We start from the raw sequence: 14,981 nt of genomic DNA on the forward strand, positions 1-14,981 counted from the left end.
GTGAGGTGACCTCGGTGACGATGGTCCAACGACGCCAGTAGCTGGCGGCGAACGCGTTGAAGTAGGTGCCGAAGGAGACCGACTCCCCCGCCGGGATCCGCAGGCCCGTGCGGCTGACGAACTGGTCGGGGTGGACCGACGCGCCGGTGGAGATCGACTGACGCATCGCGGCAGCGTTGAGCTGCTGGGCGCTGCGGTTGGCGCCGACCTCGTACTTGTCGGCGTCGAGGACGGCCGCCTCCAGGTCGACGTAGAGCGGGTAGACGCTCGTGTCGGCCATGGTCGGCATGATCTGACGCTGCAGCAGACGGGTCACCGTCTGGGTGGTGGGGGTGCTCATTCGTCCACTCCTCCGCTCTTGAACGCAACGCCGTCGGCGAAGTGCGGGCGGATCTTGTTGTCGTACATGGAGAGGGCCGCGCCGATCGCCATGTGCATGTCGAGGTACTTGTAGGTGCCGAGGCGGCCACCGAAGAGGACCATGGGCTCGGCCTTGGCCAGCTCGCGGTACTTCAGCAGCTTGGCGCGGTCCTCGGCGGTGTTGATCGGGTAGTACGGCTCGTCGCCCTCCTCGGCGAAGCGGCTGTACTCGTGCACCACGATGGTCTTGCCGGCGAGGTGCTTGCGCTCGGGGTGCAGGTGCTTGAACTCGAGCACCCGGGTGAAGGGCAGCTCGGGGTCGTTGGCGTTGACCACGCCGGTGCCCTGGAAGTCGTCGACGTCGAGCGTCTCCTGCTCCAGGTCGATGGTGCGCCAGGAGAGGCGGCCCTCGGAGTTGTCGAAGTACTCGTCGACGGGGCCGGTGTAGACGATCGGCACCTTGCCCTTGTACTGCTCGGCGACGTCGAAGAAGTCGGTGTCGAGCTGCACGGTGATGTTCGGGTGGTCGGCCATCCGCTGGAGCCAGGCGGTGTAGCCGTCGACCGGCAGGCCCTCGTAGGTGTCGTTGAAGTAGCGGTTGTCGAAGGTGTAGCGGACCGGGAGGCGCGTGATGATGTCCGCGCTCAGCTCCTTGGGGTCGGTCTGCCACTGCTTGGCGGTGTAGCCCTTGACGAACGCCTCGTAGAGCGGGCGCCCGATCAGGGAGATCGCCTTCTCCTCGAGGTTGGTGGCGTCCTCGGTGGCGATCTCGCTGGCCTGCTCGGCGATCAGCGCGCGGGCCTCGTCGGGGGTGTGGGACTTGCCGAAGAACTGGTTGATCAGGCCCAGGTTCATCGGGAAGGAGTAGACCTGCCCCTGGTACTTCGCGAAGACCCGGTGCTGGTAGTTCGTGAAGTCGGTGAACCGGTTGACGTACTCCCAGACCCGCTTGTTGGAGGTGTGGAAGAGGTGCGTGCCGTACTTGTGCACCTCGATGCCCGTCTCCTCGTCGAACTCGGAGTAGGCGTTGCCGCCGATGTGCGGGCGACGCTCGAGGACGAGCACCTTCAGGTCGAGGTCGTTGGCGGCACGCTCAGCGACGGTGAGGCCGAAGAAGCCGGAGCCGACGACGACCAGGTCGGGCTGGTCGCTGGGCGCGGTCGACGGGACGGACTCGGACAAGACGTGCTCCTCACGAAGGTTCTTCACAACAGGTGCTGGCACTGGGGCACAGGCCCAGCGAGTCTAGCGGCGTGGCGAGGCGGTTCCCGGCACCGCACGCATCCCCCACGCGTCCCTCATGGCCCGAGTCACGTTGCCCGCCTCGGCGCGGCCACCGCGTACGGGGCTGAGCAGGACCACCGCCAGGGTGATCAGCAGGGGCTTGAGACGGACCAGGAGGTTCTCGCCGTAACGCAGGTGGACGACGAAGAGGTTGCGGTACATGAAGTAGCCCTTCCACCCCGACAGGTCGTGCTGCTGGTTGAAGTCGAGCTGGCGCACCAGCACCGCGTCGCGCAGCGCCCAGATGGTCCGGCCGGAGCGTCGGGCGCGCACCGCGAAGTCGACGTCGTCGTAGAAGATGAAGAACGACGGGTCCGGCAGACCGACCTCGTCGATGACGCAGCGCCGGGCCATGAACCCCTCGAAGGCGACGTTCTCCACGGCGACGCGCTCGGGCATCTCGGCCCGCGAGGCGTACGTCGAGTCGACGCTCGCCGTCTTCGGCCGGATGGCGAGCGGGTTGGCGAGGTCGAAGCGCAGCGCCGACTTCTCGACCAGGGCGCCGGTGAGGTCCTCGCGCACGACCATGAGGCAGTCCTCGTCGGCCGCCATCAGCACCGCCAGGCAGTCGGGGGCGGGCACGGTGTCGTCGTCGACCAGCCAGATCCGGTCGTAGCCGGCCTCGTACGCGGTCTTCGTGCCGAGGTGGAAGCCGCCCGCTCCCCCGAGGTTGTCGGGCGAGGTGATGACCTGCAGCGGCAGGTCGGTGCGCGCGGCCAGGACCTGGGCGGTGTGGTCGGTGCTGGCGTTGTCGACGACCACGACCACGTCGGGGCGGTGCGTCTGCGCGGCGAGGCCGTCGAGCATCCGCACCAGCAGGTCGGCGCGGTTGTAGGTCACGATCACCACGGCGACGCTCTCGCGCCCGGGCCCGGTGGGGGCGGTCATCCGAGGAACCTCCGGTGTCCGGTGAAGTCGCCGCGCAGGGCGGCGGCGAAGGCGGAGAAGCTGAGGCGCAGGCGCGCGGTGTCGCGGCGGGTGAAGAGGTAGAACCACACCGTCTTGGCGACGAAGGCCAGCGCGTGCGGCGTGCCGCGGTACTCCCGCAGGTTGAGCAGGTTGTTGCGCGCCATGCAGTAGTGCTTGAGGTCGCTGGGGCTGTCGTTGTAGGTCATCCGCCCGCCCAGCATCGGCGTGCCCAGCGCGCCGACCGAGGGGTGGCGCACGACGGCGTCGACGACGGTGGCGATCCGGGCGCCGGCCCGTTCGGCCCGCAGCCGGTACTCGTGGTCGTCGCCCCAGATGAAGAGCTCGGCACGCACCGAGCCGATCCGCTGCACCAGCTCACGGTGACCAGCACCCCGTTGAACGGGATCACGACGTCGCGGATCAGGCCGTCGGTGGCGGCGGCCCGCACGGCCGCCATGTCGTGCACGACCGTGGAGGTGCCGGGCAAGCGGATCGGGAAGACCAGCCGGTCGCTGCGCTCCTCGTCGACCACGGCCGGTCCCCAGAAGTCCAGCTCGCCGTCGTGGGCGAGCAGCAGCTCGAGGCAGTCGGGGTCGGGGAGCCCGTCGTCGTCCATCAGCCAGACCAGGTCGGCGCCGCGCTCGACGGCCACGTCGAGGCCCTCGCGGAAGCCACCCGCTCCCCCACGGTTCTCGTCCAGCAGGCGGGTCACGACCGGCGTGCCGGGAGTGCCCTCCAGGCTGCGCAACCACTCGCCGGTGCCGTCGGAGGAGGCGTTGTCGACGACCACGACCTCGGCGACGCCGGGGACCTCGCGCAGCCGCGCGACGAGCCTGCGCAGCAGGCCGATCCGGTTGAAGGTGACGACCGCCGCGACGATGCGGCGCTGGCCGGCAGCGTCAGGGAGGGGGTCGGTCACGGGGTACACCCTAGAGCGGGAGGCGTCGCGGCCCCGACTCAGCAGGCGGCTGCGACGTCGTCCGTGTCGTTCGCCACGTAGCCCGAGCTGAGCGTGCCCTTCGAGCCGCCGGTCACCGCGTCGGTGGCCGGCTTCGGCTTCTTCGCGCCGCCCGCCTTCTTCTTGGGCGGGTTCTCGGAGCGCTCGATCGCCTTCTCGACTGCCCCGTGGGCGACGTCGATGTCGGGGTCGGCCGTGCTCAGCAGCGGCGGTACCAGCGAGACGCTGGCCATCTTCTGGTCCTTCGCCTTGAGCGCCAGGGAGATGAAGGTGTCGAACTCGCTGCCCGGGATCGAGGTGCTGAGCATCGACGAGCCCGCCTCCATGATCTCGCGCAGGTTGAGCACGGCCTTGGCCGGGTTGACCTGGCTGAGCAGCGCGCTCATGACGCACTTCTGGCGCGCCATCCGCGAGTAGTCGTCGGAGCCGTGGCGGGCCCGCGCGAACCAGAGCGTGTCGTCGCCGTCGAGCGTACGGACGCCGGGCTCGATGTAGTGGAAGGACGCCTCGTGGGGCAGGCCCACCGGGATCCGGTCGCGGACGTTGAGCTCGACGCCACCGAAGGCGTCGACGACGTTGCGGAAGCCCTTCATGTTGACCATCGCCCAGTAGCTGATCTCCAGGCCGGTGATGCCCTCGACCGCGGAGATGGTGGCGACCATGCCGGCCTGCTTCTTGCGCTTGAAGAGGTGGGTGTTGTCCATCGCCCAGGTGCTGACGCCGTTGAGCATGCACCCGTCGCAGTCGAAGCCGTCGGGGAACTGCTTGTCCATCACCGACCCCTCCTTGAAGGGGAAGTGGCTCATGTTGCGCGGCAGGCCGATCAGCACGGTCTTGCCGGTGCGCGCGTCGATGCGACGGTGAGCGAGTCGGGACGCAGGCCCACGCGCCCGGCGCCCTGGTCGGCGCCGGCGAGCAGGATGTTGTAGCGGCCCTCGCTGGTCCCGGCGACGTCACCGTCACCGGCGACCGCGATCCAGAAGGCGCGCTGCACGTTGACGACGTGGGCGCTGAAGAGCAGAGCGCCGACGACCACGAAGACGAGCGCGCCGTTGATGCCCACCAGCGACAACCGGTGGTTGCGCAGCAATGAGAGCGGCTGGCCCAGGCGCCAGGCGTCGACGAAGAGCACGCCCCACCCGATCGCGACGGCGATCAGGACGATCCGCAGCAGCCCCAGCAGAGCGGGGCTGGTGCCAGCCTTGAGTCCGAGGCCGGGCCAGGCAGCGGTGAGCAGCACCGAGACCAGGACGACGGCGAGCAGCGCGCCCCAGATGCGCATGGCGATCCGGCCGAGTCGACGGTCGCCGGCGACCAGCTGGGCCGACCCGGGCAGGACCAGCGTCATCAGCACGAGCGTGACGGCACGACGGAAACGCACTCGAGCAGCACGGTCCGACACCCCCAGCGGGGTGTAGGGAGCGGGCGGAGGTGCGTACGACGACATCAGGGCTCTCTGCAGGCGAACGGGGAAGGGCAGATCCCGGCGGAGACCGGTGTCCCCCAGTATCACCAGCCACACGGGCCACAGCCCTCAACGCGCGTCGGCGTGTTGTGCGATCGGGCCGCTCCCCCGGGCCGGGTAGTTTGCCCCCATGGCGACACGCAAGCCCGGCGGCGGAGGCCCCGAGGAGGGCTCCCCCGAGTACCGGTGGCTCTACGGCGAGGACCAGGCGTCCACGCCCGGCACCCAGCGACCCCCGCAGCCGGACCAGACCCGGGTCATCCGCACCCAGCCGCGCGGTGGCACCGCGACCACCGAGCCGCGGTACGCGCCGCCGTCCGGCCCGGGCGCCCCTCCCGGCACGCCTCCGGGTGAGGGCGGTCGCGGCCCGCGGCGCCCCCGCGGCGGCAGGCCGAAGCGCCGCGTGTTCAAGGTCGTACGCCTGCTCCTGCTGCTGTGGCTGGTCTTCCTGGTCGCCGTGCCCTTCCTGGCGTGGCGCGAGGTCGACACCGTCGACGCCTTCAAGGGCGAGCGCATGGTGTGGCAGCCCGGCACCACCTACCTGCTCGTGGGCAGCGACTCCCGCGAGGGGCTGACCAAGGAGCAGCGTCGCCGGCTCGGCACGGGCAACGCCGCCGGCCGACGCACCGACACGATCATGCTGCTGCACACCGGCTCCGGCCCCCACGTGCTGACCTCGATCCCCCGCGACTCGCTCGTCGAGATCCCCGGCAAGGGCACCAACAAGATCAACGCCGCGTACGCCTGGGGCGGCGCCCCACTGCTCGTGCAGACCGTCGAGAAGGCGACCGGCGTGCGGGTCGACCACTACGTCGAGATCGGCTTCGGCGGCTTCGTCGACGTGGTCGACGCGGTGGGCGGCGTGGAGATCTGCCCGAAGGCGCCGATGAAGGACAAGGACGCCAACCTCGACATCAAGGCGGGCTGCCAGGAGGCCGACGGCACCACGGCGCTCGGCTACGCCCGCTCCCGCAAGACCTACAAGGCGCTCGGCGACGTCGACCGGGCGAAGGCTCAGCGCGAGGTCGTCTCGGCGGTCGGCGCGAAGGCGCTCTCGCCGTGGACGGTCATCAACCCGAAGCGCTACTACGACCTGTCGATGGCCGGCGCCAACTCGTTCACCGTGAGCGAGGGCACCGGCCCCTTCGCGATGGCGCGCTTCGCGTGGGCGATGACCCGGCTCGACGGTGACGCCGGCATGACCTGCGGCGTCCCGATCCGTGACCTGGCGGTCCACTGGGACGAGCAGCGGTCGAAGGAGTTCTTCGGCTACCTGCGGGCCAACAACACCGACGAGCTGCCCAAGAAGCTCTGCACGCCCTCGGGCCTGCCCAAGTGAGGGCGGTCCGTCCTCAGCCCGGCATCAGGCCAGGACGGACTGCCCCATCCACTCGCCCTCACGCCATCCGGGCGGCACGGCGAACTCCGCCGAGCCGACCGCGGTGGTCCACTCGTTGAGCTCGTCGGCCTCGTCGAGGGTGCGCTGGATCGGCACGAACTGGTCGCCGAGGTCGGCCTGGTAGCTCTGGAAGAGCAGCCCGGCCTCCGCGCGCCCGTCGACGTACGCCTCGTAGTTGGCCCCCTTGCGGAAGATCCGCCGCCCACCGTTGGTGGAGGGGTGCGAGCGCCGCACGTGCGACTTCTCCGCGATCACGAAGCGACCCTCCTCGCGCGCCCCGAGCTGTACGTCGTCGAGCTCACCGCCACCGGTCAGCGGTGCGCCGGTGGCCAGGTCGCGGCCGACCGAGCGCTCCTGCTCGCTGCGGGTGAGCTCGTCCCAGGTCGGCAGGTCCATCCGGATGCGGCGCACCACCAGCGTCGTGCCGCCGCCCACAGGCCGTCCTTGACCCAGACGGTCTGGTCGAAGAGGTCGGTGCCCGGCCTCGGGTTCGCCGACCCGTCGACCTGCCCGAACAGGTTGCGACCGGTGTGCGGGCGGCCCTGGGCGTCGTGCGGCTGCCACGAGCCGGTCTGGCGCCAGCGCAGCGCCGCGAAGGGCGCGGCGTCGGCGACCAGGCGTCGTACGGCGTGGCCCACCGTCGTGCCGTCACGCCCGGAGACCACGGCGACCAGGTCACCGCCGCTCCAGGCGTCGTCGAGCCGGTCGTGCTTCATCGCCGGGACGCGGCCGAAGCCGCGCGGCGGCGTGAGACCCCACGGCTCGTCGAAGAGCCGCGGGCCGAGCCCCACGGTGACGGTGAGGTCGGCGTTGGCGGTGGCCAGCCACGGGGCGGTGTCGCCGGGGGTGCCGCGCCCGGCCGTGAGCGCCTCGACGTCGGTGGTCCACACCCGCATCAGGCGGGCCAGCGCCTCGACGTCGCCGGCACGGTGCAGCGCCGGGCGCAGGTCGAGGGCGACCAGCTCGGTGACGGCGCCGGGGTGCGCGGCGATGCCGGGCTGGTGCGCGCCCCACGGGCTGACGGCCTCTCCCGTACGACGCACGCCCACCGCTGTGGGCTCGTCGGCGTCGAGGGCGCGGGCGCCGACGACGCCGGCCCCCGCGCCGGCGGCGGTGCCCGCCGCGGCCGTCCCGAGGTAGCCCAGGAAGCCGCGGCGGCCGAGGGTGGGAGCCATATCAGTGCTCGTGGTCCGCGGTGCCGGGAGCGTGGTAGTGCTCCTCCTCCTCGGTGAAGGCCTTGACCGGGGCGGTGACCTCCTTGGTGGAGCCGTCGGCGAGCTCGAGGGTCAGGGTCACCTCGTCGCCGGCGGCCAGGCCACCCGTGAGGTCCATCAGCATGATGTGCAGGCCGCCGGGCTGGAGCAGCTGGCCCTTGCCGGGGGCCAGCACGATGCCCCCGTCGATCTCGCGCATGACCGACTTGCCGTCGACCATCGCCATCTCGTGGAGCTCGACGCGGGCGGCGGCGTCGGTGGTGGCGCCGGTGAGGGTGAACTCCTCGTCGCCCTCGTTGTCGAGCACCATGAAGGCGGCCGACATGGTGGCGTCCTTCGCGCCGTCGGTGCCGCGGACCCAGGGGTCCTCGACGACCAGGGCGTCGGCCGAGGCGGCGGCGGGTGCCGCCGCCTTCGACGACGCGCCCTTCTCGCCGGTGTCGGTCCCGCAGGCGGCGACGGAGCCGGCCAGGGCGACGACCAGGGCGGCGGCGCCCAGACGGGCGCGGTTCAGGGGTGAACGGGTGTGCGACATGTGGTTCTTCCTCGCTGTGCAGTGGGCGTGACGGCGCACCCGGGCATCCGGCCCGGGGCGCTGCGGCGTGCCCGACCTGACGGTCAGGCGGCGAGGACGAACGGTGGTCCGCGGTGGCGCTCGGGACGCCGGTCGAGCAGGGCCGGGCGGAGCACCGGCACGGTGGGTGCCCCCGGCGCGGCGCGACGGGTCGCGACTCCGAGGCGTACGCCCAGGGTCGCCGCGGCGAGCTGCCAGCGGCGTACCTCGACCCGCGCACGGGCGACGCCGAGCAGCAGGAGCCGCCACAGGGCGGACTCGCCGACGGACAGGAAGAGGCCGAGCACCGCAGCACCGGCCACGTGGGCCAGCAGCATGGCCGGCCCCTGCTCGGTGACGTGCTCGACCTGGTGGGCGAGCCAGTCGCTGCCACCGGCGGGCGCGGGGTTGGCGGCGACCAAGGCGTCGTACTGGTCGAAGAAGCGGGCCGGTCGCGCCCGTCGGGCACCGGGGCGACGGCGCGCAGCGGCGCGGCGTCGCCGGCGTGCCCGGCCAGGACCGACAGCGCGGTGTGCACGAAGGTCTGACCGGCGACGACGAGCGCGACGAGGCGTACGACGCCCGCCCGACCCCGCAGGAAGACCGCCGAGAGGCCGATGCAGGCCAGCAGCAGGAAGGCCAGGCCCATCGGCCCGGGCAGGCGCCCCTCGCCGAGCACGTGGGAGGCGGCGCCGGTGGCCAGCGCGACCGTGCCGAGCACCGCAGCGCGACCCCACACCATCACGGGCGTGGGGTCGACCCTCAGCGCGTCCGTGCGACGCATCGCGACCACCCCTCCATGCTAGGGCCGGACGTCGTCGCCCGTGGACTCACGGGCGACGACGTCGGTCACACCGGCTGCTGGGACTCCTCCGCCAGGGGGAAGAGCCCCTTGAGCAGGTCGGAGAGCGTGACGACACCCACGTGGGTCTCGCCGTCGGCGACGAGCACCAGGTGCGAGCTGGTGCGGCGCATGTGGGCGAGCGCGTCGTAGACCTTCATCGAGGTCGGCAGCGTCTCCACCGGGCGCAGCCACTCGCCGACCTCGTCGGTCGGCAGCGCGGTGAGCGTGTCACGCACGTGCACCATGCCCGCGATCGAGGAGGGCTCCCCCACCAGGATGCGCAGGTGGCCGGTGGCCAACGACTGACGCTGCGCGTCGGCGACCGTGGCGCCGACGGGCACGGCGGTCATCCGCCCACGGCGTACGAGGTCACCCAGCGTGAGCCGGTCGAGCTCCAGCGCCCCGGTGAGCTGCGCCGAGTAGGTCTCGTCGAGCGAGCCCACCTCGGCGGAGTGCTCGACGAGCACCCGCAGTGCGTCGGGGTTCTGCCCGGCCTCGATCTCGTCGGTCGCCTCGACGCCGACCTTGTGCAGCATCCAGTTGGCCATCCCGTTCATGGCGCGCAGCAGGGGCCGGGTGAGCCACATGAAGCCCCGCATCGGGATCGCCAGCACGGTGGCCGACGTCTCGGGGTGGGCGATGGCCCACGACTTGGGAGCCATCTCGCCGACCACGAGGTGGAGGAAGGTGACGATGACCAGCGCCAGCACGAAGCCTGCGGCGTCCGCGACCCACATCGCGATGCCCCACGACTCGAAGAGCGGCGTCAGCCAGTGGTGCACGGCCGGCTTGGTGATCGCACCGAGCGCCAGCGTGCAGACGGTGATGCCGAGCTGCGAGCCGGCGAGCAGCAGCGTCAGCTCACCGGAGCTGCGCAGGGCAGCGCGGGCGGAGCGGCTGGTGGCCGCCTTCTCCTCGAGCCGGTTGCGGCGCGCGGAGATGAGGGCGAACTCGACCGCCACGAAGAAGGCGGACAACCCGATGATCAGCACGGTGACTGCGGTCACCACCCAGGCGTTCTCCATCAGGCCTCGCCTTCCTTCTCGGTCGCCGCGACCGGGGCCGCATCGGCCTCCGGGTCGGGCTGGTCGTCGCTCGGCAGGGTCATGGCGTGCTCGAGCTCCTCGACGCGTGCGGCCGAGCGCTCGTAGGGGTGGCCGTCCTCGTCGAGCAGGGTGAGGCGGATGCGTCCGGGGACGTGGCCGTCGAGCTCGACGACCTCCATCTCGACCTGGCGCACGCTCGGGTCCTCGCCGGGGAGGCGTCCGAGGTCCTCGCCCAGGTCGAGGGCGACCGTGGTGCCGACCTCGGGCAGGCGGCCGTGGGTGGCGATGAAGAGGCCGGCGAGGGTCTCGTAGTCGCCCTCGGGGAGGTCTCGGTCCATGGCGCGCTCGACCTCGTCGACCGGGGTGGAGCCGGAGACGATCCAGGTGCCGTCGGCGGCGGCCACGGCCTGCAGCTCGGCGGCGTCGGAGTCGTGCTCGTCGGTGATCTCACCGACGAGCTCCTCGGCGAGGTCCTCGATGGTGATGACACCGGCGAAGCCGCCGTACTCGTCGAGCACGCAGGCCATCTGCTGCTTCGTGAGCGCGAACTCCTGCACTGCCTCGGGCAGCATCATCAGGGTCGGCATCAGCAGCGGCGGGCGTACGAGGTCGGCTGCGGTGAGCCGCTCGTCGGTCGCCGTCATCACGTCGATGAGGTCGACGACCCATGACCTGGTCCTCGTCGTCGATGACGGGGTAGCGCGAGTGGCCACCGCTCATCTCGATCCGGATCTCGGCCAGGGTGGCCTCGGGGTCGAGGTGGTCGACGTGGACGCGCGGGATCATCGCGTGCTCGACGGTCTCGTCGGGGAAGTCGAGGATCCGGTCGAGGAGCAGCGACAGCGCGGGGCTGAGGTCGCCGGAGTCGCGTGAGCGCTCGACGATGGCCTCCAGGTCGCGCGGGGTCGCGGAGTGCTCGACGTCGTGCACCGGCTCGATGCCGAGCGCCTTGAGCAGCAGGTTGGACGACTGGTCGAAGATCCAGATCAGCCAGCCGAAGAGCTTGAGGTAGAGCGTGGTCGACACGGCGAGCCAGCGAGCCACGGGCTCGGGCCGCGCGATGGCGAGGTTCTTCGGGAAGAGCTCACCGAAGACCATCTGCACGCCGGTGGAGAGCGCCAGGGCGAGCACGGTGCCGACGCCGACGCCGACGGCGGTCGGCACGCCGACCCCACCGAGCATCTCGCCGAGCGCCTGGCCGACCAGCGGCTCGGCGACGTAACCGACGAGGAGGCCGGTGACCGTGATGCCGAGCTGGGCACCCGAGAGCATGAAGGAGGTGCGCTGGGTGACCGCGAGCGCACGCTTGGCGGAGCCGTCACCGGCCGCGGCGGCAGCGCCGAGCCGGGAGCGGTCGACCGCCATGTAGGCGAACTCCTGCGCGACGAAGTACGCAGTGAGGGCGGTGATCGCGACGATCACCAGGATTCCGAGGAGGAGGGAGAGGACAGTCATCGGCCCTCCCCCGCTGCGAGCACGCCCGTGCCCGTCGTCAGGACATGTACATGTGCTGCCGCGGGCTCGGGCCCGGGACTATGGGGAGGTTCCATTTCTCATCTGTCAGAGGGGCGTCTGGTGACGCAACGCCCCAAGAATACGGCGAGTTCCCGACAGTGCTGAAAATGAACCCACGCCCGCGAAGCGTGAACCTCGCCCACCCGGGGTAATCGATCCAGGACCCCCCCACGACAGGATCGAGGACCCCATGACCGACCACGACGAGGCCAAGGCCGAGCTCCGCAAGCGCGTCGAGGGGCAGCGCTTCGTGATGTTCACGACCGCGACGGCCGAGGGCACGCTGACCAGCCGGCCGATGACCGTGCAGGAGGTGGACGGCTGGACCCTGAGGTTCATCACCCAGGACAGCAACACCGTCACCCCCGAGAGCGAGGGCAAGCAGGTCAACCTGGCCTTCATGGACGGCGGCAACTACGTCTCCCTGTCGGGCACCGGCTCCGTCTCGCGCGACGTCCAGCAGAAGCGCGAGCTCTGGGACCGCCTCAACGAGGCCTACGCCGGTGAGCCCGAGGACCCGGACAACGTCATCCTCGACGTGCACGTCGACGAGGGCGAGTACTGGGACGGCGGCAACCCCGTCGCCCGCGTCGTCGGGCTGGCCAAGGCCGCGATCACCGGCGACCCGCCGTCGGGGAAGCACGCCGCGGTGGACATCTGAGTCACGTTCAAGAACGCACGACGGGCGGCCGGTCAGATGACCGGCCGCCCGTCGTGCAGCGTACGAAGCTCAGATCTCCGACTGCACGCCCGCGAGCAGTTGGCGCGCCATCACGATGCGCTGCACCTGGTTGGTGCCCTCGTAGATCTGGGTGATCTTGGCGTCGCGCATCATCCGCTCGACCGGGTAGTCGCGGGTGAAGCCGTAGCCACCGAGCACCTGGACGGCGTTGGTGGTGACCTCCATGGCCACGTCGGAGGCGAAGCACTTGGCCGCGGCGCCGAAGAAGGTGAGGTCGTCGTCGCCACGCTCGGAGCGGCCGGCGGCGGCGTACGTCATCTGGCGCGCGGCCTCCACCTTCATGCCCATGTCGGCGAGCATGAACTGCAGGCCCTGGAACTCGGCGATCGACTTGTTGAACTGCTTGCGCTCCTTGGCGTACTCGAGCGCGTAGTCGAGCGCACCCTGGGCGACACCGACGGCCTGGGCGGCGATCGTGACGCGGGTGTGGTCGAGGGTCTTCATCGCGGTCGCGAAGCCGGTGCCCTCGGCGCCGATCATCCGGTCGGCGGGGATGCGCACGTTGTCGAGGTAGACCTCGCGCGTCGGCGAACCCTTGATGCCGAGCTTCTTCTCCGGCGCGCCGAAGGAGACGCCCTCGTCGGACTTCTCGACCACGAATGCGGAGATGCCGCCGCGGGTCTTCTTCTCCGGGTCGGTGAGGGCCAGGACCGTGTAGAACTCGGACTCACCGGCGTTGGTGATCCAGCGCTTCACGCCGTTGAGCACCCAGTGGTCACCGTCGCGCACGGCGCGGGTCTTCATGCCGCCCGCGTCCGAGCCGGCGTCGGGCTCGGAGAGGCAGTAGGAGAAGCCGCCCTCGCCCTTCGCGAGCTTGCCGAGGTACTTCGCCTTGAGCTCCTCGGAGCCGGCGATCTGCACGGGCAGCGAGCCGAGCTTGTTGACGGCGGGGATGAGCGAAGAGGAGACGCACGCACGGGCGATCTCCTCGATGACGATGACGGTGGCGAGCGCGTCGGCACCGGCACCGCCGTAGACCTCGGGCACGTGCGGCGCGTGGAAGTCCGCGGCCAGCAGGGCCTCTGCGGCCTCGTGCGGGTAGCGCGCCTGCTCGTCGACGTCGGCCGCGTGCGGGGCGATCTTCGCGTCGGTCAGCGCCCGGATGGCCTCGCGGATCGCGCGGTGCTCCTCGGAGAGCTGGTACAGGTCGAAGTCAGGGTTGCTCATGCGCATCTCTCAGGGTCGAGGTTCATGGGGGGAGCGGAACTCAATACCGCATCCTACGGTACTCAGTACCGTTTGCTGGAAACGGATGCACGACCCCGTTGACCCCCACGCGCTAGATTCGGCCCATGACCGTCGCGTGGCAGGACCAGTCCGACATCGACTTCATGCTCGACGAGGCCGAGACGTGGGCCGTCGTGGGCCTCTCCGAGAACCCGTCACGCACCGCGTACGCGATCGCCGCGATGCTGCAGCAGCGCGGCAAACGCATCGTCCCCGTGCACCCCTCCGCCGCGACCGTCCACGGCGAGCAGGGCTACGCGACGCTGGCCGACATCCCCTTCCCGGTCGACGTCGTCGACGTCTTCGTACGCTCCGAGCTCGCCGGCGAGGTCGCCGACCAGGCCGTGGCGATCGGCGCCAAGGCGGTCTGGTTCCAGCTGGGCGTCATCGATCAGGACGCCTACGAGCGGACCACCGCCGCCGGCGTACGCATGGTGATGGACACCTGCCCCGCCATCGAGTGGGGACGGCACTGAGCATCCGGCGACGCGGCCGCTCGCCCCTGCTGGGTGCGCTGGCCGCCGTCGCGGTCGCAGCCTGAGCGCTGGTGGCGTGGCTCGGACCGAAGGCCTGGGACGCCGTACGAGGTGACCGCGCGACCGCGGCCGACGCACCGCTCGCCGACCAGTGCGGCGACGTCCCCGACTCGGCCTCGCGACTGACGCTCACCGCGCGCGACGGACGCGCCCTGGGTGCTGCGAGCGTGGGCGACAAGGGCGCGCGTACGACCGTGGCGCTGCGTCATGGTGCCTCGCAGACGCTCTGCGACTGGCTGTCGTGGGCCGACGCCCTGGCCGAGGAGACGGGCACACGCGTGCTGCTCTTCGACCGCCGCAGCCAGGGCTCCTCCCCCGGCGACGACGACCTCGCCCCCGAGCCCGACGACGTCGCAGCGGCCGTGGCACTTGCTCGCAGCGAGGGCGCCGAGGAGATCGTTCTCGTCGCCTCATCGATGGGCAACGACTCCACCTGGAACGCACTGCCCCGCATCGACGGCGAGGCCTGCGGGGTCATCTCCATCTCCCCCGTCGTCGCCACCGCCGACATCGACGCGCTCGATCCGAGCGTCTTCCCGCGCGCCGTTTTCGCGATCCACGAGGACGAGAACGCCTCCATCGTCGCGACGGCCGAGCACCTGCTGAAGCGCGCGGCAGCGGCGAACGCCGCGACTGTCGCGATTCCCGTCGCAACCGACGACCACAGCCTGTGGCTGGTCGAGAACCATGACGACGCCGAGCAGCACGTGACGGAGGGCGTGGCCTCCTGCAGGTGATCTCCCCGGATGAGGGGTTGGCCCGAGTCCGCCGCACACCCCAGAATCGAATGTATGTTCGAACCGATGGCGAGTCCCCGCGACCTGGTCGCACTGGCGCGTGAGCGCAGTGCGGCCGTCCGTCGTGCCGAGGCAGACGTCTTGGTGATCGCCCACGAGTGGGCGGTCGCACATCCGGCCGCCGAGGACGGA

General features: G+C 71.0%; 18 protein-coding genes and 1 pseudogene. 4 read left to right on the forward strand and 15 right to left on the reverse strand.

Translation table 11 applies throughout. The features are described 5' to 3' along the window. Positions 1-61: 61 nt before the first annotated feature. The 7 genes and pseudogenes from E2C04_RS22110 to E2C04_RS20085 form a co-directional block, all read right to left on the reverse strand. Positions 62-340 (reverse strand): annotated as a pseudogene (locus tag E2C04_RS22110) (glycosyltransferase); the annotation flags it as partial. Next, on the reverse strand, positions 337-1,542 hold the full coding sequence (gene glf / locus E2C04_RS12910; protein ID WP_188422248.1) for a UDP-galactopyranose mutase: 1,206 nt from the start codon (positions 1,540-1,542) through the stop codon (positions 337-339). The gene glf and the pseudogene E2C04_RS22110, both read right to left, overlap by 4 nt. Before the next feature lie 63 nt (positions 1,543-1,605). Next, on the reverse strand, positions 1,606-2,532 hold the full coding sequence (locus E2C04_RS12915) for a glycosyltransferase family 2 protein (protein ID WP_135832901.1): 927 nt from the start codon (positions 2,530-2,532) through the stop codon (positions 1,606-1,608). Next, positions 2,529-2,759, reverse strand: a complete 231-nt coding sequence (locus E2C04_RS20075; protein WP_238694278.1) for a hypothetical protein — start codon at positions 2,757-2,759, stop codon at positions 2,529-2,531. The genes E2C04_RS12915 and E2C04_RS20075 overlap by 4 nt, the downstream gene beginning before the upstream one ends. After that, positions 2,756-3,472, reverse strand: a complete 717-nt coding sequence (locus tag E2C04_RS12920) for a glycosyltransferase (protein ID WP_238694279.1) — start codon at positions 3,470-3,472, stop codon at positions 2,756-2,758. Before E2C04_RS12920 ends, E2C04_RS20075 begins: the two co-directional genes overlap by 4 nt. A gap of 38 nt (positions 3,473-3,510) precedes the next feature. After that, positions 3,511-4,341, reverse strand: coding sequence for an LCP family protein (locus E2C04_RS20080; protein ID WP_238694280.1), 831 nt, complete (start codon positions 4,339-4,341; stop codon positions 3,511-3,513). Further along, on the reverse strand, positions 4,335-4,859 hold the full coding sequence (locus E2C04_RS20085) for a hypothetical protein (RefSeq protein ID WP_238694281.1): 525 nt from the start codon (positions 4,857-4,859) through the stop codon (positions 4,335-4,337). The genes E2C04_RS20080 and E2C04_RS20085 overlap by 7 nt, the downstream gene beginning before the upstream one ends. Positions 4,860-5,106: 247 nt before the next feature. Here E2C04_RS20085 and E2C04_RS12930 point away from each other — a divergent pair, with 247 nt between their 5' ends. Beyond that, positions 5,107-6,315: an LCP family protein gene (locus E2C04_RS12930; protein ID WP_135832902.1), complete on the forward strand. Its 1,209-nt coding sequence runs from the start codon at positions 5,107-5,109 to the stop codon at positions 6,313-6,315. A 24-nt stretch (positions 6,316-6,339) separates the two neighbouring features. Here E2C04_RS12930 and E2C04_RS20090 read toward each other — a convergent pair whose 3' ends face one another. The 7 genes from E2C04_RS20090 to E2C04_RS12955 form a co-directional block, all read right to left on the reverse strand. Next, on the reverse strand, positions 6,340-6,771 hold the full coding sequence (locus tag E2C04_RS20090) for a Dyp-type peroxidase (protein WP_238694282.1): 432 nt from the start codon (positions 6,769-6,771) through the stop codon (positions 6,340-6,342). Then, entirely contained in the window at positions 6,687-7,550 is an 864-nt protein-coding gene (locus tag E2C04_RS12935) for a Dyp-type peroxidase (RefSeq protein WP_238694283.1), read from the reverse strand. The genes E2C04_RS20090 and E2C04_RS12935 overlap by 85 nt, the downstream gene beginning before the upstream one ends. A 1-nt stretch (position 7,551) precedes the next feature. Continuing rightward, positions 7,552-8,124, reverse strand: coding sequence for a copper chaperone PCu(A)C (locus tag E2C04_RS12940; RefSeq protein WP_135832903.1), 573 nt, complete (start codon positions 8,122-8,124; stop codon positions 7,552-7,554). 83 nt (positions 8,125-8,207) lie between these two features. After that, positions 8,208-8,564: a hypothetical protein gene (locus E2C04_RS12945; protein WP_135832904.1), complete on the reverse strand. Its 357-nt coding sequence runs from the start codon at positions 8,562-8,564 to the stop codon at positions 8,208-8,210. Between the two features lie 427 nt (positions 8,565-8,991). Next, entirely contained in the window at positions 8,992-10,011 is a 1,020-nt protein-coding gene (locus E2C04_RS12950) for a hemolysin family protein (protein WP_135832905.1), read from the reverse strand. Then, entirely contained in the window at positions 10,011-10,550 is a 540-nt protein-coding gene (locus tag E2C04_RS18810; protein WP_202977791.1) for a transporter associated domain-containing protein, read from the reverse strand. The genes E2C04_RS12950 and E2C04_RS18810 overlap by 1 nt, the downstream gene beginning before the upstream one ends. Next, on the reverse strand, positions 10,480-11,487 hold the full coding sequence (locus tag E2C04_RS12955) for a hemolysin family protein (protein WP_202977792.1): 1,008 nt from the start codon (positions 11,485-11,487) through the stop codon (positions 10,480-10,482). The genes E2C04_RS18810 and E2C04_RS12955 overlap by 71 nt, the downstream gene beginning before the upstream one ends. A 250-nt stretch (positions 11,488-11,737) precedes the next feature. Here E2C04_RS12955 and E2C04_RS12960 point away from each other — a divergent pair, with 250 nt between their 5' ends. After that, the gene (locus E2C04_RS12960; protein WP_135832906.1) at positions 11,738-12,208 is read left to right on the forward strand and encodes a pyridoxamine 5'-phosphate oxidase family protein; all 471 of its coding nucleotides are present in this window, start codon (positions 11,738-11,740) and stop codon (positions 12,206-12,208) included. A 69-nt stretch (positions 12,209-12,277) separates the two neighbouring features. On the opposite strand, the gene E2C04_RS12965 is transcribed toward E2C04_RS12960, so the two are convergent. Continuing rightward, complete coding sequence (locus tag E2C04_RS12965) at positions 12,278-13,456, reverse strand: acyl-CoA dehydrogenase family protein (RefSeq protein ID WP_135832907.1); 1,179 nt, start codon at positions 13,454-13,456, stop codon at positions 12,278-12,280. A gap of 125 nt (positions 13,457-13,581) precedes the next feature. Here E2C04_RS12965 and E2C04_RS12970 point away from each other — a divergent pair, with 125 nt between their 5' ends. Both E2C04_RS12970 and E2C04_RS12975 read left to right on the forward strand, forming a co-directional pair. Beyond that, positions 13,582-13,992 carry a CoA-binding protein gene (locus E2C04_RS12970; RefSeq protein WP_135832908.1) on the forward strand — a complete coding sequence of 137 codons (411 nt, stop codon included), beginning with the start codon at positions 13,582-13,584 and terminating at the stop codon, positions 13,990-13,992. Positions 13,993-14,063: 71 nt separating this feature from the next. Next, complete coding sequence (locus E2C04_RS12975; protein WP_135832909.1) at positions 14,064-14,789, forward strand: alpha/beta fold hydrolase; 726 nt, start codon at positions 14,064-14,066, stop codon at positions 14,787-14,789. Positions 14,790-14,981 lie beyond the last annotated feature (192 nt).

Origin of the sequence: Nocardioides daphniae, from assembly GCF_004777465.1 — a bacterium.
In the GTDB taxonomy this organism is placed as follows: domain Bacteria; phylum Actinomycetota; class Actinomycetes; order Propionibacteriales; family Nocardioidaceae; genus Nocardioides; species Nocardioides daphniae.

What these genes read in the sequence shown, in the direction of transcription:
- E2C04_RS12915 (WP_135832901.1), bottom strand. Translation starts at nt 2,532, where the DNA reads ATGACCGCCCCCACCGGGCCCGGGCGCGAGAGCGTCGCCGTGGTGATC.
- E2C04_RS20075 (WP_238694278.1), bottom strand. Translation starts at nt 2,759, where the DNA reads ATGACCTACAACGACAGCCCCAGCGACCTCAAGCACTACTGCATGGCG.
- E2C04_RS20085 (WP_238694281.1), bottom strand. Translation starts at nt 4,859, where the DNA reads ATGACGCTGGTCCTGCCCGGGTCGGCCCAGCTGGTCGCCGGCGACCGT.
- E2C04_RS12930 (WP_135832902.1), top strand. Translation starts at nt 5,107, where the DNA reads ATGGCGACACGCAAGCCCGGCGGCGGAGGCCCCGAGGAGGGCTCCCCC.
- E2C04_RS20090 (WP_238694282.1), bottom strand. Translation starts at nt 6,771, where the DNA reads ATGGACCTGCCGACCTGGGACGAGCTCACCCGCAGCGAGCAGGAGCGC.
- E2C04_RS12935 (WP_238694283.1), bottom strand. Translation starts at nt 7,550, where the DNA reads ATGGCTCCCACCCTCGGCCGCCGCGGCTTCCTGGGCTACCTCGGGACG.
- E2C04_RS12940 (WP_135832903.1), bottom strand. Translation starts at nt 8,124, where the DNA reads ATGTCGCACACCCGTTCACCCCTGAACCGCGCCCGTCTGGGCGCCGCC.
- E2C04_RS12950 (WP_135832905.1), bottom strand. Translation starts at nt 10,011, where the DNA reads ATGGAGAACGCCTGGGTGGTGACCGCAGTCACCGTGCTGATCATCGGG.
- E2C04_RS12955 (WP_202977792.1), bottom strand. Translation starts at nt 11,487, where the DNA reads ATGACTGTCCTCTCCCTCCTCCTCGGAATCCTGGTGATCGTCGCGATC.
- E2C04_RS12960 (WP_135832906.1), top strand. Translation starts at nt 11,738, where the DNA reads ATGACCGACCACGACGAGGCCAAGGCCGAGCTCCGCAAGCGCGTCGAG.
- E2C04_RS12965 (WP_135832907.1), bottom strand. Translation starts at nt 13,456, where the DNA reads ATGAGCAACCCTGACTTCGACCTGTACCAGCTCTCCGAGGAGCACCGC.
- E2C04_RS12970 (WP_135832908.1), top strand. Translation starts at nt 13,582, where the DNA reads ATGACCGTCGCGTGGCAGGACCAGTCCGACATCGACTTCATGCTCGAC.